This window comes from Prosthecobacter debontii, from assembly GCF_900167535.1.
Lineage (GTDB): Bacteria > Verrucomicrobiota > Verrucomicrobiia > Verrucomicrobiales > Verrucomicrobiaceae > Prosthecobacter > Prosthecobacter debontii.
The window spans coordinates 165106-186819 of the sequence record NZ_FUYE01000011.1 but is presented as its reverse complement, the minus strand read 5'-3'; the positions used below and the strand labels follow the sequence as shown (position 1 = coordinate 186819).

Below are 21714 nucleotides of genomic sequence, written 5' to 3'. Positions count from 1 at the left end.
CCAGAATCAAACTCTCCAAAAATTGGTGCTGGCATCTTTTGAATGCCAGCTAAATTGAACCTTGTTTTCTTTCAAACAAGCCACGCGTTATCCACACGCAGCGCACAATTTAGCTTTCGTTTTTGTCTCTCCAAATTCCTCAAACTCACTCGCCCTAGAGGCTCATTCGCTCTCGTAATCTGAAGATGTTGTTTTCTGAAAGATCCATTTCTAATCCGCTGAAAGTGAACCGCTTACAGCGTCTCGCTTCCCTCGTCTCAGCCGCTCCTGTTTCGGTGGCGGATTGGCAGTATGGACAGTTCCCCGCTCCCCGCAACCTCTTTCTGCTCCTTTTTTAAAGTTTTTTGACCAAAAAGGCCGGAAAACACCCCAAAATTGGCGGTTTTTTCAAATCGCTCTTTGTTAGACTCGGTTCGCTAACTTCAAGTTTGTTAACGATTACGAACGTATCAGCTCTGTTAACGATTTGGCGGAGCTTTTCAGAGCTCAAAAGGTCTGTCCGTGAGGGTTGGGGCTTCATTTTTCGAGGAATCCTTCTCACAACGATCAACGAAGGTTAGCTTCATGTGTTCACATGAATATTACCGAGAGCCTCTCGATGCGGCTCAATCTCGCTTTCGGTGACTGCAAACGTGAGTTCGGTGCCGTTGTGGGCTGTCTCTTTTCGAGATCTGGACATAAAAAAGGAGTGTCTAAGACACTCCTGATCCTTGGTTTATTGGAATGTTGAAACTCAGACCCTGGGTTTCTTAGCCAGTCTCCAGACTAGCCAAGCCACAATATTCACGACGGCTAAGGCTCCTAAAAGCTGCGTGAGGGATTGCGCCAGAGATCCTTTTCCCAATCCGCTGCCGACCAATGTGAAGGCAAGGTTCAAGGGCAGGTAACCCGCCACTGTCCCCAACAGAAAGATGGAGTGGGCGACTCCAGAGACGCCGAGCAGGACATTCAGGACCAAACCGGGCAGCATCATTTGCCGAACCCAGAAGACTTTAAGAAAGGACGGCTTCTCCAGCATCTGCTTGAGCCACGGCCAGCGTTCAGCACGTGCCAACACCGCACGCCGCGCCCCCGCACGCGTCATCATAAAAGCCCCGTAGGAACCCAGCACAGATCCGCTCAAGGAAAGGATCAACCCTTCCATAAACCCAAAAATGAGACCGGCTGCGGCACACAAGGGCAATCGAGGCAGCCCAATCATCACCCCTACCGCGCACATGGCAATGAAGGCAAAGTGAGCCAGCCAGCCTAGGTCATCTACAAACTGCTTCCATATCTGTACATTGGTGATCCAGGCCTTCAGAGGAGTGAAATGCGCCACGATCATGAAGAGGGCAATGACTGCCACCATGATCAGCACCCGCCGGTTTTCTCTCCGCATGGACTTACCCGTTTCGGCTTGCACATGCGCCTGCATGGATTGTTCCGAGCTGTTGGGAGTAGGATCGGAGGAAAGAGGATCGCTGGCCGGTGGATTCATCAAGGCCTTCAATCACGTGCGAAGAGCTACCCTTCTCAACTCGGAATCTGTATCTTTATCTCAAGGGAACCGCATCTCGCACGTTAAGGAGACACTGAGCCATGAATACGGAATCTTTTTCTCGCCGCCAGTTTCTCCAGTGCAGTGGCCAGGCTCTCGCCTCCGGCCTCCTCGCTTCACCGCTGCTGACCGCAGCGCCAGCCTCCGCCACTCAAGCCCCCAGAGGGGAAACCCTCGTTCAGCAGCTTTATGGCAGCCTGAAAGAAGACCAAAAGAAGCTGCTATGCTTTGGATGGGAGGATCCGCGGCGCCTCAAAGTCGATAATAACTGGCACATCACACCGCAAAAACTCCGCGATGTCTTGAGTGGTGATCAACAGGATCTGGTGCGCCAGATCTTCGATAGTCTCCACAGCGAGGCTTATAAAAAAGAGGTCTGGCGACAGTTCGACCAGGACAATAAGAGCGATGGCGGTTTTGCCAGTTCCTCCATGGCCTTGTTCGGCCAGCCGGGCAGCGGCCAGTTTGAGTTTGTGCTCACCGGACGTCACTGCACACGACGTTGCGACGGAGATAGTGAGGCCGGCACGGCTTTCGGAGGCCCCATTTTCTATGGGCATGCGGCCAACGGTTTTTATGAAAAGCCAGATCACGCTGGCAATGCCTACTGGTTTCAGGCAAAACGAGCCAATGAGGTCTTCCAGGCCTTGGATGGGAAACAACGACAGATGGCCCTGCTCGGCGAGGGCCGCGAAGAGACTGGAAACAAAACGGTACGTCTGACCGGCCGCACCACTGGACTGGACGGCATCCCGATGACCGAGTTGAGCGCTGATCAACAAGGCCTAGTGCGACAGGTCATTGGGGACCTGCTCGCGCCTTTTCGGCCGGAGGATTCTCAAGAGGCCATGAAATACATCGAAGCCGCAGGTTTTGATCATCTGCACATGGCTTTTTACAAAAACCAAGATGTCGGCAATGACGGGATCTGGGACGTCTGGCAGCTGGAAGGGCCTAACATGATTTGGTATTTCCGGGGAGACCCGCATGTGCACTGTTGGGCACACATTAAAAGTTAGGTTTTACGAAAATTTATCGAGAGCTGCTTGACAGGCCCGGGATTTGCTAGCGAACGTACTTCCCACGCAATCCTTAACTCCCGGCATAGGATGGAAGCGCTCTATTACATCTCAAAAGGCCAAAAGACCGTCGGACCGTGCACGCTCGACGATCTCTACAGCTACGTAGCATATGGTTCCGTACGAGACAATGATCTCGTTCGGAGGGATGGCTCCACAGAGTGGACGCCTCTACGCTCATTGAGCGAACTGGAAACAAATACGGCGGATCAAGCCAAGGACATCACGACACGCCGCCGCACAGCCCGCTACCGGGACTACGGCAAGGTGCCGGCAAATCGCCGCTCTGGAATCGTGATATGGCGCCTCATCTGGGGGTTCCTCATCGCTCCGCCGATGCTTTGGAAAGCCGCAATCTCGATTTATCAGGATCGGATCTACACGCCGAAAAAGGATGATCGTGGATACCTTTGTCAGTGGCCTCAATGGACCGAGCGTCTCGTGACGGGGATGCTCGTGCTCAATGGCCTCGTCTGGGTGACTCTCATTTGGCTCCTGTGGAAGGAAGCCACGCCGCTCGCTCGCGAAATCATTGCCATGTTCTCCGCGGGAGCTACCGCCTTGGCGGAATGGCTTGGCCAATAGAAATTGGCTCAGAATCCGCGCGCGTCGTGGATTCGATTGAAATTACCTCTTTGTTTGAATTTTAACAAAAACAAACAATTCCATTGCCTTTATCTCTATGGAAAATATAATAGATGTGATTTCAATCAATCCATGCGCGCGTTTTCAGCCTCTACCTCGCCTCGCGCCATCGTTAAGCGATGGTTGATCGCCGTGGCTGTGGCCGCTCTGATACTCGCCAGCGTGCACGCTCAGAGCCCGTCTGCCCTCAATGACAGCGCCACCATTAAGGTCAATTTTCCCAACTCACCCGTCCAAGCGATCATTCCCTTTTATACGCAGATCACAGGGAAGAAAATCATCTTGGACTCCGCCCTCCAGGGCGAGCCGCTCCGCATCATTTCCCCTGAGCCTCTGACCCGGAAGGAGGCGGTCGCCTTCATCGAGGCCACTCTACTGCTCAATGGCTATGCTATTGTCCCGGTGGATGATACCACGGTGAAACTCATCCATCACAGCGGTGGTAAGAGCCCCACACCTGAAGGGCTCAAGGTCTATAACTCCATCAAAGACTTGCCTGCAACCGAAGAGCTCTGCCACTTCGTCATGCCCCTGGTGCATATCTCGCCGGAAGAAGCCTCCAAGGCCTTTCAGCAAGTGATCAAATTGCACAGCTACGGGGCCATCATGCCGATGAAAAACGCAGCCGCGCTGATCATCACGGAAAACAGCACCACCATTCGTAGCATTTATGAGATCGCCCAGGTGATCGATGTACCTCCGGCGGAGATCGCCAATGAGATGATCAAGCTCGAGCGAAGCGATGCCGAAAGCGTCGCGGAGATCATCAATGAAATCTACGCGGAGGAAGAGAAGACCGAAACTATCCCTGCTCCCGCCACGACAGCACCCCAAGTCGTCGCTGCCAATGGAGCACGTACTCCGGTCATCAATCCCATGGGGGCTGCGAATACGGCCAACACCAATCCCAGCGTAGCCAAGGTCAAAGTCATCCCCCACCGCCGCACGAACAGCTTGCTGGTCATCGCCCGCCCTGTGGACATCACCTACATTCGAGGTCTGGTGGAGAAACTGGATCAGCAGGCGGATGACGTGACCTTCCTGAAGCGCAAGCTGGCCTATCTGGATGTCGGTGACTTTCTCCCGGTGGCCTATAACGCCTTGGCGAAAGACACGGACATTCAGAATGAAGCAGGAGATGCCATGTCAGGAGGAGGCCGCCGTGGCAGCAGTGCCCGTCGGCCAAGTGCAAGCTCCAATACCCCATCCACGGATGCGGCTCAAAACGACTCTTCCAGCCTGAATCAACCTTACTTAGGCGGCTATGGTTTCAATACAGGCAGCCAACAGACGAGCCGTGCAGAGCGCAGCCTGCTGGATGATCCGGATGTGATCTCCGCTCCCGAATCTCTGATCGTCGGTAAGACCCTCCTCATCGCCGATCCTCAATCGAATAGCCTCGTGGTCAGCGGCTCCCCCGAGCACATCGCGGTGATTGATCAACTCATCCGTGAAATGGATGTGCGCCCGCAGCAGGTCTACATCAGCACCATCATTGGCCAGCTCAACTTGGGCGGCGAGTTCAACTACGGCTTCGACTTCCTGAATATGCTGGATGACTTCACCATTCGGCAAAAAGACGTCAGCCAACCCAGTAGCTCGACTGCGCTAACAGGGGCCCTAGACATTCCCTTCAACATGGAAAACTTCGGCACCAGTTCCATGAGCTTTTACGGTCAACTGGGATCCCTCAGCCGGTATGTCAATCTTCTGGAAGGTAACAAGAACTTCAAAGTCCTCTCCAGCCCGAGCATGTTCACCACGAACAACGGTAAAGCGGTCATCTCCAGCGGCCAACGCATCGCGGTGCCAGTGAATATTCTCTCCAATGCCGGCATCAACAACATCGCCGCCACCAGTGCTAGCATTGATTATCGGGACGTCGTGTTGAAACTCGAGGTGGTCCCCCTCATCAACAACGACAACGAGGTCACCCTGCGCATCGCTCAGGTGAACGATAACATCGTGGGAGAGCAAAACATCTCGGGGAATACGGTCCCCACCATCGGCACCCAAGAGTTGCTCACCACAGTGACGGTCCGAGACGGTTCCACCATTGTCTTGGGCGGGCTGATCACCGAACGCACGGGCAACAGCGAGCGTGGAGCTATTTTCCTGCGCCGGGTGCCCGTCTTGAAGCACCTCTTCGGAACAACGGAAAAGACCACCACCCGGGATGAACTCCTGATCTTTATCCAGCCCAAGATCATCAATTCCACGGCCCCGCTCGATAGCCCGAACACCATCGAATCCAAGCGGAGCACGATCATGGAAGAGACCATCCGGTTTGGTATGCCTCTGGACGAGGTGCCGAAGGCAAAGCCCTATCAAAAGTAGCCTTCGCAATAAAGAAAAGGCTTGGGCTAAAACAGAGCCCCATTTTCCTTTTGCATCCCATCCTCTTAGCGTGCCATAAGAAAGGTATTCCCCTTCTATGGCCCCCGCCTCCACCTCCAGTCCCTACACCTGGCTGCGTTGGCTCGTCTTTGGTCTGATCCTGGGGGCTCTCGGCACGGGCTACGTTCAACTGGCGGAGAAAGACATCCTGAGCATCTCCGAACGTCAGCTCAGCCCTTTGGAAACCCGCCATCTTTCTCTGGCTGAGGCCACTGCGGAAGATCTACGCCCCGACTTCCGAGAGAGCGTTTCGGCACCGCTGAAAAAGCTCGCACCGCACCGCACGGACGGTCTCATTCAACCGCTCAGTCCCTGGCTAGCCGCCTGGATGCTGGATCCAGATCACCCAAAAGAATCGCTGGCTTACATCACCTGGTTTCGCACCGGTTTGACCGCCTCTTGCCTTATCCTTCTGGGACTGGCCTGCATGCGCTTTTTTGCCCTGCCTGCCACGCTTCTGGTCGTGACCCTCACCGGATTCCACGGCTGGGCCGAGACCTTGTCGCACTTCACGGGAGCCACGCTCTTCCAACTGTTCTTTCTGCTGACGTGGCTGGGCTGCGTCTATGGCCTGCAGCGGAATTCTCTATGGGTCTATGGGGCGGTGGGGGTCTTTGGAGGCCTCGCTTACCTTTCGCAGGACCGTATTCTGCCCCTCTTGGTCACCTTCATCCTGGTGACGAGTCTGCGGGCCTTTTGGGGATGGTTGTCTGCGCATTGGCGGCTGGGAGAAGGCACCACCCTGTGGCTACGGGACAATCACCTGTTTGGCTTGATCTTACTCGTGGCGGCTTTTTGTGCTGTCAGCGGCCCCCGCCTCACCGAGGCCCACCAGAAGTTCGGAGATGCGGCTTTTCAATATGTGGATCACATCCGCTGGCTGGATACCCCCGCCGAGGGAGAAGCCTGGATTGAGGCTCATCCAGACCGTTCAAGCCTGAAAAAGGTCCCTGCCCTGGAACGCCCTACAGCCCGACTGTATTTCCAGAGTCACGCCTCGGAACAGGTGCAGGGCCGCCTGCTCAGTGGGCTAGGACGCGTCATGACCCAGTGGCAAGGTCACGGCGGAGAGGCCCTCGCCGTGCTACTAGTCCTCCTCATCGTGACGGTGCTCGCCTGCTGGTGCAGCACGCCCCGGGCCTGTCATGCCGGGGAGCGTCTGCATCCCGAGACCGCCACGGCAGTGATCTTCGTGGTCGCGGCCACAGCCGCCTACCTCATCATCGCCGCCTGGGATTCAGCCCTGGTGGAGATACGCTACCTGCATGCACTCACCGGGCCTCTCGCCCTCAGCTTACTGTGGGGCTACGAAAGCGTGCTCCGCCGCGCCCGGCGCCGGGGGGCCGGCCCCATGCTGACTGGCGGATACCAGGCGGTGCTGTGGGTGTTGCTCGGAGCGACATGGTTCCAAATTTGGCAAACTCACCCCGAAGCACTGCCCAGCCTGCCTTGACTTGACTCTCTCTCCGCCAGGGTGGACACCTTTCACTCCCCCAATGTCCGCCCGTAAGCCCACGTTCATCCTCTCCTTCGACTTCGATGGCACGCTGGTTCATCCTGAGAGCACCCCCATTTTTCATCCCATGCTGGGGCAGATGATCCAGCAATTACGGACCCAGGGGGCCGCTTGGGTCATCAATACCGGTCGCAGTTTACCTCAAACGCTTCAAGGCTTGGCCCAATACGGCATCTTCATGGAGCCGGACTACATCATCGCCATGGAGTGCGATATCCATAAGCCCGGCCTGTTCAGCAAATGGACGGACTTCGGCCCCTGGAATAAACAGGCGCGGAAAGCCCATGAGCGTTTCGTGAAAGAGCACCGCGCCTCTCTGGACGCCATCCGCCACATGGTGGAGAGCCAGACTCAAGCCCAATTCCTCGCCGGTGAATATGGAGAGTTAGGCATCGTGGGCAGCAGTGAAGAAGAATTGGATGCTATCTGCGCCTACATTGATACCCATGCCACGCAGTTCCCTGACATCGGTTACCATCGCAATGGCATCTACCTGCGCTTCTCCCACAGCGGCTACAGCAAAGGCACCGCTCTGAGTGAACTGGCCCGCCTGCTCGGGCTGACTGCCAATCATTGCTTCGCGGCAGGGGATAACCTGAACGATCTCTCCATGCTCAATCCCCTTCATGCCCGTATGATCGCCACCCCCGGCAATGGCCTGCCCGCTGTGAAGCAGCATGTGCAGAACCATGGCGGTTTTGTCGCCACGCGTTACGCCAGTGAGGGCATGATCGAAGCCCTGTCCCATTTCTTTGGCGGTCAAAAGGCCTAACCAAACGTATCCCTACCTTCCCGTCTCGTCTCTGTCATGAATTCCACGGCCAACGTCCACATCGCTTCCAACATCCCCCTGCCCGCGCCTCGCGCCCTGGTGGCCGAGATTCCGCCTTCCGAAAGCCAGGCCGCTTTCGTGAGCCACGCTCGGCAGGAGATTCGGAACATCTTGTTTGGAGATGACAAACGCTTCCTGGTCATCGTCGGCCCCTGCTCGATCCACGATCCCGAAGCCGGCCTCGAATACGCCACCAAACTGGCCAAACTGGCTGAAGAGCTCAAAGACCGCCTCTGTATCGTCATGCGCGTCTATTTTGAAAAACCCCGCACCACCGTGGGCTGGAAGGGGCTGATCATGGACCCCGATCTGGACGGCACCTGCAACATCCCGGATGGCCTCCGCCTCGCCCGCCGCATCCTGCGCGATGTCCTCGAACTCGGCATGGCCACCGCCACCGAGCTCCTGGACCCCATCACCCCCCAATACATCGCCGATCTCATCTGCTGGAGCGCCGTGGGGGCTCGCACCACCGAATCCCAGACGCACCGCCAGATGGCCTCCGGCCTTTCCATGCCGCTGGGGTTCAAAAACGGTACCTTCGGCCACATCTCCCCGGCGGTGAATGCCATCAAGGCCGCCATCCAACCCCAAACTTTTCTCGGCGTCAGTGAAGACGGCATCGCCTCCGCCGTGACCACCAGCGGGAATCCCGACTGCCACATCATCCTGCGCGGCGGTGAGGACGGTCCCAACTATGGAGCCGACGACGTGGCTGAAACCCGTGCCGCCCTGGAGGCCGCGAAGCTCAAGCCTTCCATCATGATCGATGCCAGCCACGGCAACTGTGCCAAGGATCACACCAAGATGCCCCAAGTCTTCCGTGAGATCGTCCGCCAGCGAGCCGCAGGCGAGGACTCCATCATCGGTGCCATGCTGGAGAGCAATCTCGTGGGAGGAAACCAGAAGTTCCCCCGCCCTCTCAACGAGCTGACCCGCGGCCAATCCATCACCGACGCCTGCATGGACTGGGCCACCACCGAGCAAGCCCTGCGCGAAGCCCACGCCCTGCTCGGGTAAACCCCGACCTGACGCGATAACGCGCCTTCACACGGTCAGCTTCAGTCGTTGGACGGGTTTGTCCGGCATTGGACCTCCTTAACTCGCTGGATCAAGTTGCCGGATAACCCGTCTATCCGAGCGACGTAACGAGACCTCAAGGCCTTCGATCTACAAAACAAAGGCAGAGAAAGGCATGCCTTTCTTGACCGCCACATCCAAGGGCTGCCACCTCGCTCATGAGCCGGGTTATCCGGCAACGAGGGCGTCAGAAGAAAAGTCTCTCCCCAGCCGGACAAACCCAGCCTACGGTGGGACCGCTGTCCGCACACCCTGCATCGCTCCACGGACACTCTGCATCATGCAGCCTGAGACTGAAGGCCCCTTATGAGACTAGCAGCCTTTTAGTTGAGCGTGTTCTCAATAATCCCGAGCGAGCAGATAATCTGCCAGCTCACGGAGGCGGCCACCGCGATTGCCAAAGACTTCCAGGGCCTGATGGGCCGCTTGGGTGAGTCGATGGGCTTCATCTCGGGAGGCGTCCAGGCCGATGAGGGCCGGATACGTGGACTTCTCCGAGGTCAGATCCTTCCCGGCACTCTTGCCCAGCTTTTCACTGGTCTGGGTGACGTCCAGGATGTCGTCGATGATCTGAAAGGCCAGCCCGGTGGCCATGCCAAAGTCTTCCAGCGCCTTCAGTTCTTCCGGCTGGCAATCCGCACTCATGCCCCCGAGCTTCAGGCTCGTGGTCAGCAGGGCAGCGGTTTTGTTCTCGTGGATGAAACGCAGAGCCTCCAAGGGCAGCTTTTTCCCCTCGCCTTCCAGGTCGGCCACCTGCCCACCGACGAGGTGCAGACTGCCCGCCGTCTTGGCCAGCTCACGCACCAGGGCCGCAGCACTGTAGCGAACGGTCACTTGAGTCTTCACCACCAGTTCAAAGGCCAGCGCCTGGAGGGCATCCCCCGCTAGAACAGCGACTCCATCGCCAAACACCTTGTGACAGGTAGGCACGCCACGACGGAAGTCGTCATTGTCCATGCTGGGGAGATCATCATGGATCAGCGAGTAAGTGTGCAGGCACTCCACCGCAGCCGCCGCAAAGGAAGCCGCCTCCTTACTACCGCCACTCGCCTCCGCCGCAGCGAGGCAAAGAATCGGGCGCAGCCGTTTGCCACCCGCGAAAACACTGTGGCGCATCGCCTTGTGTATCGTCGCCGGAGCGGTCTCGGCAGACGGGATCAAACGGTCAAGCACGCCATCCACATAGGCACAACGGTCGGTGAGGTAGGTTTTGAGATCAGACATTTAGCGAACAAAAAAGAAAAATAGGACGGGGTTCTGAACCCATCAGTGGTGGTTACGGCGAAGGTCCTCGGCCAGGTGCTTGAAGTCACCCGCCTCACACCACTTCACAAAACGCTCCGTCAGGCGCTTCAACTCATCCCACTCATGACGAATCTTCTCGGACTCGTCCGGGCTGATGGTGTTATCCGCCGCCGCGTGGCTGATCGCCGCCAGCAGTCCAGCGAATTGCTGCACGATCTCCTGCGTGGCTGGCATCACCTCCCGGCCCGGCGCTTTCCCTGTGGGAGGGTTCCGTACAAAGACGCCGCCAGCCTGCTGGCAGAGCCATTGGATGAGATGATCGTTGCCGGTAAGCTCATACAGCTGCTTCACGCGATCCAGCGGATTGGAGGCACCACTGCCCTCCTCTTCATCGCGCTGTCCCCACTTATAGACCAATGAGAGAGAGACTCCCATCTGGGCTGCGATTTCTTTGACGTGGGCCTTATCCAGCGCCTGGCGAATGACTTCGTGGGACTCCATACGCCCCTTTTTCACGAAGCCGGGCCGCTTGGCAAGCTGGAATCCCTAGGTTCGATGGCAAATCCCGCCACATCCCCCATCCGAGCATAGACTTCACGCCCCTGGGCACTCTGCTGTAAAAGATCGTCCGAAAACTGGATGCGGCCCGGTTCAAAGATCGTGATGAAACAAGACCCGCCGAAGCGAAAATAGCCTTTTTCGTCCCCCTTCAAGACCGGCGCATCTGCGGGAGACGTGTGAACGACGGACCCCACACAAGTCGCCCCGACTTCCAAGAGCAACACCTCACCGAATTGCCCCGTCTGCAGGCGAGTGACGTAACGCTTGTTCTCCCAGAAAATGCTGGGGCGTTTCATGAAGGCGATCGGACTCACCGAATACAGGGGGCCATTGATCAATCGGGGTGTCTCTGCCACCCCGCCACAGGGGAAGTGAAAGCGATGGTAATCCGTGGGGCAGAGGCGGGAAATCAGCACCGCCCCCTTTTCATAGCGAGCCGCCAGTTCCGCATCATCCAGGAGAGCCGGGAGATGGAACTTCACCCCTTTGACAAAAAAGTCCCGACAGAGCGAGACGTCGGGGATCACAAAATGACGCCCATCCGCAGGCAGAGCCACCGCCTGAGGATCCGCCACAATCGGCCTGGCCCCTGGCTTCAGGCGACGATAGAAGAACTCATTGAAGGTGCGATAGCTCTCCACTGGCTCCGCAAACTCCGAGGTATCCACCCCGTAAGTTTCCAGGAAAGGGCGGATCTTCGCCGCGCTATCCAGGTCATCCATCCGCTGCCCGTAGATCTCCGAAAAGATCGCCCGCTTCACGAGCAGATGCAGGGCCAGCTTGCCCAACGGGTTTTCATACACAAAACGCAGGGGCCCCTCCCCATACACCGCCTCCGTCTCGAGGCGTTGCGTCCGGCGATTATAAAACTGAATGGGTGCGGCTGGCATGGTCAATCAGATCATATGACAATGTAATATGCGCAGAGCAAATGCCGCTTGGCCGTATGGCGCGTTTATTGCATGGTAAGACCCATGGCCGAGGAGACCCCAGCTTCGCTTCAGGAACCCGCCCGCCGCTCCGGCTGTTGGCGGCTGTTGGGTATCCTTCTTGCCCTCTTCCTCATCGGCGGCGGATTGATCGCTTGGAAATTCACCGATCTCACTCGCCTCGGCTTGGAGTGGATGAATTCCAAGCTCATCACCCAGGACATCAACGAGACCTTCCGCCAGTCGGTGACTCGCATTGCCTCCACCGATGGTGACATCCTGGAGGTGGCCACCATGGAGACGGATGAAACCGTGACGAAATACGACATGAAGACCCTCTTCAACCAGACGGTCTATCTCGGCACCACCATCTCGGAGATCCGCACCCCGGTGGTTTATCGCTACCACATCAAGCTCTCTGACAAATGGCAGCTTCGGGTGGAGAACGGCCAATGCATCGTCCACGCTCCACAGCTCCGCCCGACCCAGCCTCCCGCCATCCGCACCGACGGCATGCAAAAGAAATCCGAAGCTGGCTGGCTGCGCTTCAACGCCGCTGAAAACCTGGCTGAGCTGGAAAAAAACCTCACTCCCACCCTGGAAAAACGCGCCGGGAATCGCAGTCACCTCAACCTCGTTCGTGAATCTTCGCGCAAATCTGTCGCCGAGTTCGTGAAAAAATGGTTCCTCCAGCAAGATCCCACCCTGCGTGATCAGGTGCAGAGCATCACCGTCATCTTCCCCGACGAAATCCCCCCCAACGGCCAACCGCGCACTTTGCCACCGACTTTGCCGTTGAGTGATCATCCGTGACTCTTTCTGTATCTGAATTGACGGGGAAATGGGGCCATACGTGCCGTTCAGACGATTCAAGAGAGTTGGGATTCGAACTTGCTCCCAGCCACTCTCCGTAACATTGCGTCTGCCCCATGCCCGTCAGTTTTCTGTTTCGAGTCTTACGCCCCATCACCGTTCTCGTTCTTTCAGCGGTCGTGTTACTCACCAGTTGCCAGGCCAAGCTCATTTATTATCCGCGGTCGTATCATGAGGGTTACCGCAAGGTGCTGGCGAAACGGAGTGGGGCGCGGATCGAATACACGACGGGACAGGGCCAGCAGGTGGCGCACTACATGCCGCCGATGAATGGCAAGAAACCCACGAAGGTGTGGCTGTGCTATGGGGGGAACAACTACCTGGGGCTGGACTGGATGCAGTATCTTACGGCCTGGGACCCCAGCTTTGGTTATCTGCTGATGGATTACCCAGGCTATGGGGACTGCCAGGGGATCCCGAACCCGGGCCGTATCCGAGACAGCTCCCGAGAAGCGGTCCAAGCCCTGGCGCGACATCTGAATGAGACCCCGGAACTCCTCCTGCCTCGGATGGGCGTCCTATGCCACTCCATCGGCTGTGCGGCGGGTCTGATGGCGGCTGATGATCTCAATATCCGGCGAGTGATCCTGATCGCCCCCTTCACGACCCTGACGGAGATGGGAAAACGCTTCATCGGCTGGCCGCTCTGCTATGTGAACATGCACCGGTTTAACAACCGTCGGCATCTGGCGCATGTGGTGGATAAAGGGGCCAAGGTGGTGATTTTCCACGGCACGGCCGATCAGGTCATCCCCATCTCCATGAGCCGGGAACTGGCCGCTGCGCATCCGGGGCGAGTGACCCTGCACGAGAAAGAGGGGGAGGATCACAATTACATCCTGAACAACATCGGGGTGGAAGTGGGAGATACGATGTCTAGCCTTTGATCGTGAATGGCTTTCGCATGGATCACGTCCATGCTTGAGTCACCCTCCCTTCTCATGCTGCCCTCCCTCCCTGCCAGTCATCCCTTTTCACCGCTCGTCGCGAGTGGGAAGTGGCTGCGGGTCGATGGAGATAAATGGAATCTCCATGGGGTGAGTTATGGCCCCTTTCGCCCCCGAGAGGATGGGGCGTCGTTTCCCGCTCCCGAGAGGCTGGCGGCAGATTTCCAGCAGATCCGGCGGTTGGGATTCAATACGGTGCGGCTGTATGATCTGCCGACGGAGGACGTGCTAGAGGGGGCGGAGGCGGAGGGATTGCGCCTGCTGGTGGGCATTCCCTGGACGGATCATGTGGATTTCATGCATGATGGGGCTCTGCGGCAACAGATCGAGCAGACGATCACCGATGCGGCGCGGCGGTTTCGAGATGTTCCCTGTGTCGCCGGTTTTTTGGTCGGCAATGAGATCGAAAAAAACCTGGCTCGCTGGATGGAACCGGGGCGGGTGCGGCGCTTTCTGGAGGGGCTGATCGAAATCGGCCGACGCGAGGCTCCGGCGAAGCTCTTCAGCTACGCCACCTATCCGAGCACGGAATATCTGGTGCCTTCGAATGTGGATTTCCTGGCGGTGAACTTGTATCTGGAGCACCCGGCGGCGCTGGAGTCCTACCTGCAACGGCTGCAGAATCTGGCGGGAGACAAACCGCTGGTCATCACTGAATTTGGCCTGGATGTGGCGGCTCATGGCGAGCAGGCGCAGGCGGAGACTCGGGCGTGGTTTCACCGACTCTGTCATCGTAACGCCGTCGCTGGAACGGTGTGGTTTAGCTTCACGGATGAATGGTTCCGAGGTGGAGATGACATCACACGCTGGTCCTTCGGGCTGGTCACGACAGACCGACAGGAGCGAGCCGCCTGCCATTTGGATCTATCCCCTGGCCCCCTCGTGGATAACCCGCCTCGCATCTCCGTGGTGGTCTGCACCTGGAATGGCGGTGCGACGCTGGCGGATTGCCTGAGCTCGCTGCAAAAGCTGCGGTATCCGAACTTTGAGGTGCTCTTGATCGACGATGGCTCCACGCAGGACATCGCTGCCATTGCCCATCGCTTTCCCAGCGTCCTCTACGTGCGGCAAGACCACGCTGGGCTGAGTGTCGCGCGCAATCGAGGTGCCTCGCTGGCCACGGGTGAGATCGTCGCCTACACGGATGATGACTGCATCGCCGATGAAGACTGGCTGACGCATTTGGCCACGGGCTTCGATGATCCTCAGTGGGTGGCTGCAGGGGGGCCAAATATTCCACCCCGCCCACGTAATCGCACCGAGGCGGTCGTGGCGGCGGCTCCAGGGGCTCCGGCGCATGTGTTGCTGAATGACATTGAGGCGGAGCATCTGCCCGGATGCAATCTGGCCATCCGAAAACGAGCCTTGGAGGCCATTGGCGGCTTTCAGGCTCAATATGTGGCGGCAGGAGATGATGTGGACGTCTGCTGGCGGCTCCAGCAAGCGGGTGGCAAACTCCGCTTCGTGCCGGGAGCCATGGTCTGGCATCACCGCCGCTACAGCATCCAGGCCTATTTCCGCCAGCAAGCCGGCTATGGCCGTGCGGAGGCCTTGCTGATGAAAGATCATCCTGAGCGCTTCGGAGCGCTGGGGGGGGCACGCTGGATCGGCGGTATTTATGGTGACCGCGCTGTGGCTCCGCCCCTCGATGAAGGCAGCATTTACCACGGGCCTCAGGGAGAAGGTTTATTCCAAGGCATCTACCGCCAGGGCCTGCGCTGCTGGCTGGACTGGACAGGTGGCGTGATCTGGGTGGCGCTCGTGCTGGGGGCCCTGGTAGCGCAGTGTCCGTCCACGGCTGCGGTCGTGATCGCACTTTCGTGGCTCCAAGCGGCTTATCGACAGAGGTTGCTGACGCACCCACCTTTTTCACTCGGAACTTCCGAATCACTTCTTTTGTTAGGCCTCTGCTGGATCCAGCCTGTGGTGCGTGAATGGAAGCGCCTGGTCGGCATGGTGCAACTGGGGGCCAGACCCGCCGGATCACACGCCAATCCGCCTCCAAACCCGGTGGTTCGCAGGCCTAGCAAGGTGTCCATCCCATTGCTGGAACTGTGCTTCTGGAACGAAGTAGGTGTAGGACGCACTCAATGGCTCGATGCGATGCGGCGGCATCTCGCTCAAAAAAACATCCCCATCCGCGAAGACCAAGGCTGGCGTCTCTTTGACCTGGAAGCCGTGCCTCATCATATCATTTCACCGGCTTTTTTGACGGTGACCGAATACCATGGAGAACGGCAGCGGCTGACACGCATCAAGCTTCTGATGCGCATCCAATGGCGACTCATCTTCGGTGTGACCGCTCTACTGGGGCTGGTGGGCTTGCTGGCTCATCCACATCCCCTGTTGGCGGATTTGGCAACCCTCAGCATCCTGGGGCTCAGCACTTTCATCTGGGCTCTGCGGCAAAGATTCAAACGAATGATCCTGGATGCCGCGAAGTTGATTGGGCTTGAAGTGAAGTCTTGAGCCGCGGTCGCCGATTGTTCTCGGCAGCGGGCTGCGAAATCGGTTAGTCTTCACTTGCTATGAAACGCCCCGCTTCCCTCGCCGAGCTGCCGTCGTCATTCGATCTCGTCATCGTCGGTGGAGGGGCCTCAGGTTTGGGCGCAGCTGTGGATGCCGCCGAGCGTGGACACACCGTCCTACTGGTGGAGCAGGCGGATTTTGCCAAAGGCACCTCCAGCCGCAGCACGAAGCTGGTGCATGGCGGGGTGCGTTACCTGAAGCAGGGCAATGTCTCCCTGGTGCTGGAGGCCCTGCGTGAACGTGGACTGATGTGCCGAAATGCACCGCATCTGGTGCATAGCCTGCCGTTTGTGATCCCGAACTACCACTGGTGGGAGGGGCCCTTCTACGGCATCGGCATGAAGGTCTATGACGGCCTAGCCGGGAAACTCGGGCTGGAACCTTCCCGCTATTTGAATCGAGAGGACGTGATCGACCTGCTCCCGAACATTGAGCAGCAAGATCTCACCGGTGGCATCATTTATCACGATGGTCAGTTTGATGACTCAAGGCTCGCGATCAATCTAGCGCAAACCGCTGAGGAACTCGGAGCGGTGTTGATGAACTACACGCGCTGCTGCGGCGTGCTCAAAGAGGGGCCGCATGTCTCTGGCGTTCGACTTCGAGATGAGGAGAGCGGAGAAGAAAGGGAGATCCAAGCCCGTGCCGTGATTAATGCGACGGGTGTCTTTGCCGACGAAGTCCGCCGCATGGATGATGCCCAAGCGAAGACCATGCTCAGCCCCAGTCAAGGCATCCATTTTGTGCTGCCGCGTGAGTTTCTGCCAGGCGAAACGGCCATCATGATCCCCAAAACAGATGATGGCCGAGTGCTCTTTGCAGTGCCTTGGCACGGTCGCGTGGTGGTGGGCACGACGGACACGCCGGTGGAAGAGGCTTCACTCGAACCTCGCGCTTTGGAGGAAGAGATCGCTTTCATCTTCACCCAAATCACCCGCTATCTGACGCGTGACCCCACGCCGGCGGATGTCCTGAGTGTGTATGCCGGGTTGCGTCCTTTGATCAAAGCCGATGCCAGTTCCACCGCCGCTTTGTCGAGAGATCACCTCATTTCCGTCTCGGACTCAGGTCTCATCACGCTCGCGGGGGGCAAGTGGACGACGTATCGCAAGATGGCGGAGGATGTCATTGACCATGCGGAGATGATCGGAGCCTTAGAGCATCACCACTGCGGCACCCATGATCTGACCATCCATGGGGCGGGTGCCAGCCAGGAGGAAGCCGCCAGTCATCTGCACTACTACGGCAGCGACGCCGTGGGTGTCCGCGCCCTCATTCAGGAAAACCCGAGTCTGGGTGAGCCGCTGCATCCGAAGTTGGAGTTTCTAAGAGCCGAAGTGGTGTGGCATGCGCGTCACGAGATGGCTCGCACGGTGGAGGATGTCCTGGCCCGGCGCACCCGCGCGCTACTCCTCGATGCACGAGCGAGTATGGAGGCAGCGCCGACCGTCGCCCATCTGCTGGCCGTGGAGCTGGGGCGAGATGCCGCCTGGGAGGCCCGCCAAATCAAAGCCTATGTCCAGCTCGCCGAGGGTTATCTTCTCCCTCCAAGTCATTGATTCGTGATCTTGAAACGAAAAAAGCCTCGTGAAATCTCTGAGATTTCACGAGGCCGAGTGAACATGGCTTCATCTTTCTTTTCAGCGCACACGAACCATGAACAAAGGCACCGGGGTGGTCACCGCTCCAGGCTCTCCAGAGCCGGAGGAGAGCAGCGTTGGCGGTACATCTTCGTAGCTGAACTGACCGAACTTCATTGCCGCAAAAGTCTGAAACGGCGGGTGTAAAACGACGGTCTCACCCAGGTTCCCCGAACTATCCACCAAGGCAAACTGAACATTGGGTGAGTTGTTAGACCACGACACCTCTTTCAGCATGTATCTCTGCACTTGCACCGTACCACTGACACGTTCTTCAAGCGTCACCGTGCCGTTGTATTGAACCATCATCCGACGGTTCTGCCCCCGATGATGAAGGGTCCATTCCGAAGACCCGTTGCCAGCTCCGAGCATCTCCGCCACCGTCAGCCGTTCGAGATCCAGCACGGTGTAAATCACCGGCACTTGGGTCCCTGGAAAAGCACCACCCACCGTCTCCTGCAGTTCCATCATCGGAATCAGAGCATTACTCGCCGTGCGACGCTGCATCTGCAGCTTCAAAGCCGTGGGGGTCGAAGTCATGCTCAGGCTGAAGAATCGTGCCCGGGTCTGGTCAATCGTGCTGTCTGAGGGCAACAACTCACGTCCACTGGTGCTCACGCTACCGACCACATACTGGGTCCGATTGATGAGAGTGACACCACGTGGGGTCTGCGTGAGCGAAACCACGCGAAACTCAAGCTGCTCTTCCAATCGCATGCCACTCGGCCCCAAAAGAGCTGGGCGACAGGTCACGGCGTTGGACGGGAGGACGAAGCTGATCAAACCACTCGTCTCCGCAACGGCAGCCACTGCGACGCGACGACCGTCGGAACGAAGGAACTCGACACCCGTGGGGGTGACGGGTTTCGAGTTGGAGAACTGGGGATACTCAATGTTGGCATACACCTTGGCTCCCGCAGTGGCATAGGGTGGAGCGTAAGAGGTGATGTTGGGAAGACGCAGCCCAGGGATCGTGACATTGGCCGCCTCGACAGCAGCGGGGCTGAGGCTCAGACAGGCACAGAAGCCGAGGATCTGCGAAACCGAGCGGATGGAGAGGGATGTTTTCATGAGATGGAAATGCTGAAGTCAGGTAAATCCGAGCAACGTCTCGCTGCCCTTCATCCCCCTGATGCATGCCCACCCTCCGACTTGCGTAAAAATCGGAAAACCACACTTCCCCCTTCCTAAACTCACTCTCAATAGTCACGAAACGGTCCACGGGGCTCGGTGGCATCCATCTCCCGGCGCCAGGCGGTGAAGCGGTCTTGCATCATCTTCAGCACCTCGGGTTTCTCTTGGGAGAGATCCTTGGTTTCACCGATGTCCGTACTCAAATCATAGAGACCTTTGCCCTTGGCGGAATCCAGCCACTTCCAATGGCCCACTCGAGCGGCCTTATCATCTTGGCGCTGCCAGAACATGTCTTGTCTCGAGGACTTCGCTTTTCCCTGAAGAATCGGCAGCATGTCGAAGCCATCCAGGGTGATGTCTTGAGGCGGTGTTGTCTCAGCCACACCCAGGAGGGTAGGCACGAGCTCGAGGGAGGTGATGAACTCATTCGTCACTTTCCCCGCAGGCAGCTTACCCGGCCAGCAGGCAATGAAAGGCACCCGCAGGCCTCCTTCCCACATGGTGCTCTTGCTGCCTCTCAGAGGAGCATTGCCACCATTGCCACTGCCGCCGTTATCTGAAAGGAAGAGGAACAGCGTGTTCTCGCTTTGCCCTGCCTTCTCCACAGTCTTCATGAGCTCGCCAATGGCATCGTCCATACAGGTCACGGCCGCATAATAACGCGCCAGTTTTTCGTCCTTCACCGTGTCACGATACATCGCCACATACTCTTCCGGTGCCTGCACACCCACCCCGCTCTTCTTTTTACCCGCAACGGTGTCCTCAGGGAATGAAGAGGCGCTATGCGGAGCATTGAATGCCAGATAGAGAAAGAGAGGTTTGCGCCCCAGATGCTCATTCATGAAGTAGAGAGCTTCCCGGCGAAACACATCGGTGATGTATTTCCCCCGATCTTCCTGGGTGCGTTCATTACCACGGAACAAGGAGGGCACCCCATAACGTTCGTGGGTGTAGTAATCGATGCCGTTGTTGCCATGGCCATAGAAGAAGTCAAAGCCGCGCTGAAGCGGCAGATAACGCTTGGCTTGACCCATGTCCCATTTGCCAACGCACCCGGTGGCATAGCCTGCTTTTTTCAGCATGTCGCCGATGGTCACTTCCTTCGGGTCGAGTCCCAAGGTCATCTCGGGCGACACCGAATATTCCGAGAGCGAATAGACATAACCATAGTTCACGAGATCGTTGCGCACCATGTCATAGAGTCCATTGCGTGGTGGGTAACGTCCCGTCAGGATGCTCCCACGTGAGGGTGTACAAGCGCACCAAGTGACATAAAAATCCGTCCCGCGCACTCCCGTTGCCGCGAGCTTGTCCAGATTCGGGGTTTTCACTGGTTTAGTGCCGATGCAGCTCAGGTCCGGATATCCCTGATCATCACTGACGATGAGAATGATGTTGGGCTGAGCCGCCAGGAGGGAACTGCAGACAAACAGGAACAACAGAAAATAGCGCATCTCAGGGGAACGATGCCAAAGACCGTGATTTCGCGTGAAAATCGATAAGCTCACTTGCGGATTGGATCAGCGAGACAAGGCTTTGTCTCATGGCCAGCCAGCGCGTCCTGATCCTTGTCGAAAATCTGCCCGTTCCTCTGGATCGTCGTGTGTGGCAAGAAGCCTGTGCTCTACGTGATGCGGGCTACACCGTCACTGTGATCTGCCCACAAATGCGCGGCTACACCCAGGCCGAAGAGCTCCTGGAAGGCATCCAGATTTATCGGCATTGGATCAGCGATGAGGCTCGGGGCATCCGTGGATTCATCTTGGAATATGCCACGGCGCTTTGGGGCGAGTGGACCTGCGCGCTTAAGGCTTGGAAACGACAGGGTTTTGACATCATCCATCTCTGCAATCCTCCCGATTTACTCTTCCTCGTCGCGTGGCCGTTCAAGCTACTCGGAGGCGTGAAGGTAATCTATGATGTTCACGATCTTTGGCCTGAAATGTTCGAAGCCAAGTTTGGTCGGCGGGGATGGCTGTATTGGGCTGTAAGAGCGGCGGAACGCTGCACCTTGGCCCTCGCCAACGCCGTGATGGCCACCAATCAAAGTGTACTCGCCGCCGTGAAAAAACGCGGGAGTAAGCGTGACGATGAAGTTTATGTGGTGCGCACGGCGCCTAACCAATTGGATACTGCCATCTCCGCTGATCCCGCCCTTAAAAACGGCCGGACTTTTCTCGTCGGGTACATCGGCGTCATGGGAAATGCGGATGGCGTGCATTACCTCATCGAAGCCGCGAAATACATCGTGGGAACTCGCCAACGCACGGATGTGCAGTTCCTCCTCATGGGGAGTGGTCCCGAGCATGATGAGTTGGTGAGACTGCGAGATTCACTCGGCCTCCAGGACTTCATCTCCATGCCAGGAAGAGTCAGCAACGAATTCTTGTTTACGGGATTGAAGACCATGGACCTGGGGGTGGCCTGTGATCCCATCAACGACTACAACGACCACTGCACGATGAACAAGACGCTGGAGTACATGGCCTTTGCCAAACCCCAAGTCCTATTTGGCACTCGTGAAGGACGCTACTCCGCAGGTGACGCCGCCTTGTACATCGAAGAGAACTCAGCCATTCAGTTAGGCGATGGCATCTTGGAGCTACTGGACGACGCCCCACGCCGCCAACGCATGGGCCAAATCGGTCATCAACGACTCACGGAAGAACTGAGCTGGGATCGCAGTGTCGAATCTCTCCTGAAGGCCTACCGGTATGCGTCCGATCATTGAGTTCATTTTGAACTCGATTCTGTCTGCTCAATTCAG

Annotated in this window: 17 protein-coding genes; 11 read left to right on the top strand and 6 right to left on the bottom strand. The window is 57.6% G+C overall.

Going from position 1 to position 21714, the window contains the following annotated elements; translation table 11 throughout:
* Positions 1–733: 733 nt before the first annotated feature.
* A complete protein-coding gene (locus B5D61_RS16630; RefSeq protein ID WP_078814540.1) occupies positions 734–1480 on the bottom strand; it encodes a TVP38/TMEM64 family protein in 747 nt (248 codons plus the stop codon).
* A gap of 101 nt (positions 1481–1581) precedes the next feature.
* On the opposite strand from B5D61_RS16630, the gene B5D61_RS16625 reads away from it, so the two are divergent.
* From B5D61_RS16625 to B5D61_RS16600, 6 genes are all read left to right on the top strand, one after another.
* Positions 1582–2559, top strand: coding sequence for a DUF3500 domain-containing protein (locus B5D61_RS16625; RefSeq protein ID WP_078814539.1), 978 nt, complete (start codon positions 1582–1584; stop codon positions 2557–2559).
* A 90-nt stretch (positions 2560–2649) separates the two neighbouring features.
* Positions 2650–3204 carry a DUF4339 domain-containing protein gene (locus tag B5D61_RS16620; RefSeq protein ID WP_078814538.1) on the top strand — a complete coding sequence of 185 codons (555 nt, stop codon included), beginning with the start codon at positions 2650–2652 and terminating at the stop codon, positions 3202–3204.
* Positions 3205–3336: 132 nt separating this feature from the next.
* Entirely contained in the window at positions 3337–5601 is a 2265-nt protein-coding gene (locus tag B5D61_RS16615; protein WP_078814537.1) for a secretin N-terminal domain-containing protein, read from the top strand.
* 97 nt (positions 5602–5698) lie between these two features.
* The gene (locus tag B5D61_RS16610) at positions 5699–7114 is read left to right on the top strand and encodes a hypothetical protein (protein WP_078814536.1); all 1416 of its coding nucleotides are present in this window, start codon (positions 5699–5701) and stop codon (positions 7112–7114) included.
* A gap of 43 nt (positions 7115–7157) precedes the next feature.
* Entirely contained in the window at positions 7158–7949 is a 792-nt protein-coding gene (locus tag B5D61_RS16605; protein ID WP_078814535.1) for an HAD family hydrolase, read from the top strand.
* A gap of 36 nt (positions 7950–7985) precedes the next feature.
* The gene (locus B5D61_RS16600) at positions 7986–9029 is read left to right on the top strand and encodes a 3-deoxy-7-phosphoheptulonate synthase (protein ID WP_078814534.1); all 1044 of its coding nucleotides are present in this window, start codon (positions 7986–7988) and stop codon (positions 9027–9029) included.
* A gap of 399 nt (positions 9030–9428) precedes the next feature.
* Here the strand turns inward: B5D61_RS16600 and B5D61_RS16595 are convergent, their stop codons facing one another.
* From B5D61_RS16595 to B5D61_RS16585, 3 genes are read right to left on the bottom strand one after another with little or no spacing between them, the layout of a single operon-like run.
* A complete protein-coding gene (locus tag B5D61_RS16595) occupies positions 9429–10313 on the bottom strand; it encodes a polyprenyl synthetase family protein (RefSeq protein ID WP_078814533.1) in 885 nt (294 codons plus the stop codon).
* A 42-nt stretch (positions 10314–10355) separates the two neighbouring features.
* The gene (locus tag B5D61_RS16590; protein WP_078814532.1) at positions 10356–10835 is read right to left on the bottom strand and encodes a helix-turn-helix domain-containing protein; all 480 of its coding nucleotides are present in this window, start codon (positions 10833–10835) and stop codon (positions 10356–10358) included.
* 11 nt (positions 10836–10846) lie between these two features.
* Positions 10847–11785 carry a phosphatidylserine decarboxylase gene (locus B5D61_RS16585; RefSeq protein ID WP_078814531.1) on the bottom strand — a complete coding sequence of 313 codons (939 nt, stop codon included), beginning with the start codon at positions 11783–11785 and terminating at the stop codon, positions 10847–10849.
* 84 nt (positions 11786–11869) lie between these two features.
* On the opposite strand from B5D61_RS16585, the gene B5D61_RS16580 reads away from it, so the two are divergent.
* The 4 genes from B5D61_RS16580 to B5D61_RS16565 all read left to right on the top strand — a co-directional run bounded on the left by B5D61_RS16580 (position 11870) and on the right by B5D61_RS16565 (position 17732).
* Positions 11870–12637, top strand: coding sequence for a hypothetical protein (locus B5D61_RS16580; protein WP_078814530.1), 768 nt, complete (start codon positions 11870–11872; stop codon positions 12635–12637).
* A gap of 116 nt (positions 12638–12753) precedes the next feature.
* A complete protein-coding gene (locus B5D61_RS16575; protein ID WP_078814529.1) occupies positions 12754–13584 on the top strand; it encodes an alpha/beta hydrolase family protein in 831 nt (276 codons plus the stop codon).
* Positions 13585–13638: 54 nt separating this feature from the next.
* Positions 13639–16113, top strand: a complete 2475-nt coding sequence (locus B5D61_RS16570) for a glycosyltransferase (RefSeq protein ID WP_176159484.1) — start codon at positions 13639–13641, stop codon at positions 16111–16113.
* 59 nt (positions 16114–16172) lie between these two features.
* Positions 16173–17732 (top strand): glycerol-3-phosphate dehydrogenase/oxidase, encoded by a 1560-nt coding sequence (locus B5D61_RS16565; protein WP_078814527.1) that lies wholly within the window; start codon positions 16173–16175, stop codon positions 17730–17732.
* An 81-nt stretch (positions 17733–17813) separates the two neighbouring features.
* Here B5D61_RS16565 and B5D61_RS16560 read toward each other — a convergent pair whose 3' ends face one another.
* Positions 17814–18884 carry a hypothetical protein gene (locus B5D61_RS16560; protein ID WP_078814526.1) on the bottom strand — a complete coding sequence of 357 codons (1071 nt, stop codon included), beginning with the start codon at positions 18882–18884 and terminating at the stop codon, positions 17814–17816.
* Between the two features lie 128 nt (positions 18885–19012).
* On the bottom strand, positions 19013–20401 hold the full coding sequence (locus B5D61_RS16555; RefSeq protein WP_078814525.1) for a sulfatase-like hydrolase/transferase: 1389 nt from the start codon (positions 20399–20401) through the stop codon (positions 19013–19015).
* A gap of 89 nt (positions 20402–20490) precedes the next feature.
* On the opposite strand from B5D61_RS16555, the gene B5D61_RS16550 reads away from it, so the two are divergent.
* Complete coding sequence (locus tag B5D61_RS16550) at positions 20491–21678, top strand: glycosyltransferase family 4 protein (protein ID WP_078814524.1); 1188 nt, start codon at positions 20491–20493, stop codon at positions 21676–21678.
* Positions 21679–21714: the final 36 nt, after the last annotated feature.

Bases quoted from the DNA above. Each gene is read 5' to 3' on its own strand.
- B5D61_RS16580 (WP_078814530.1), top strand. From the start codon at position 11,870: ATGGCCGAGGAGACCCCAGCTTCGCTTCAGGAACCCGCCCGCCGCTCC.
- B5D61_RS16550 (WP_078814524.1), top strand. From the start codon at position 20,491: ATGGCCAGCCAGCGCGTCCTGATCCTTGTCGAAAATCTGCCCGTTCCT.
- B5D61_RS16620 (WP_078814538.1), top strand. From the start codon at position 2,650: ATGGAAGCGCTCTATTACATCTCAAAAGGCCAAAAGACCGTCGGACCG.
- B5D61_RS16615 (WP_078814537.1), top strand. From the start codon at position 3,337: ATGCGCGCGTTTTCAGCCTCTACCTCGCCTCGCGCCATCGTTAAGCGA.
- B5D61_RS16605 (WP_078814535.1), top strand. From the start codon at position 7,158: ATGTCCGCCCGTAAGCCCACGTTCATCCTCTCCTTCGACTTCGATGGC.
- B5D61_RS16575 (WP_078814529.1), top strand. From the start codon at position 12,754: ATGCCCGTCAGTTTTCTGTTTCGAGTCTTACGCCCCATCACCGTTCTC.
- B5D61_RS16600 (WP_078814534.1), top strand. From the start codon at position 7,986: ATGAATTCCACGGCCAACGTCCACATCGCTTCCAACATCCCCCTGCCC.
- B5D61_RS16630 (WP_078814540.1), bottom strand. From the start codon at position 1,480: ATGAATCCACCGGCCAGCGATCCTCTTTCCTCCGATCCTACTCCCAAC.
- B5D61_RS16555 (WP_078814525.1), bottom strand. From the start codon at position 20,401: ATGCGCTATTTTCTGTTGTTCCTGTTTGTCTGCAGTTCCCTCCTGGCG.
- B5D61_RS16585 (WP_078814531.1), bottom strand. From the start codon at position 11,785: ATGCCAGCCGCACCCATTCAGTTTTATAATCGCCGGACGCAACGCCTC.
- B5D61_RS16560 (WP_078814526.1), bottom strand. From the start codon at position 18,884: ATGAAAACATCCCTCTCCATCCGCTCGGTTTCGCAGATCCTCGGCTTC.
- B5D61_RS16610 (WP_078814536.1), top strand. From the start codon at position 5,699: ATGGCCCCCGCCTCCACCTCCAGTCCCTACACCTGGCTGCGTTGGCTC.
- B5D61_RS16590 (WP_078814532.1), bottom strand. From the start codon at position 10,835: ATGGAGTCCCACGAAGTCATTCGCCAGGCGCTGGATAAGGCCCACGTC.
- B5D61_RS16595 (WP_078814533.1), bottom strand. From the start codon at position 10,313: ATGTCTGATCTCAAAACCTACCTCACCGACCGTTGTGCCTATGTGGAT.
- B5D61_RS16565 (WP_078814527.1), top strand. From the start codon at position 16,173: ATGAAACGCCCCGCTTCCCTCGCCGAGCTGCCGTCGTCATTCGATCTC.
- B5D61_RS16570 (WP_176159484.1), top strand. From the start codon at position 13,639: ATGCTGCCCTCCCTCCCTGCCAGTCATCCCTTTTCACCGCTCGTCGCG.
- B5D61_RS16625 (WP_078814539.1), top strand. From the start codon at position 1,582: ATGAATACGGAATCTTTTTCTCGCCGCCAGTTTCTCCAGTGCAGTGGC.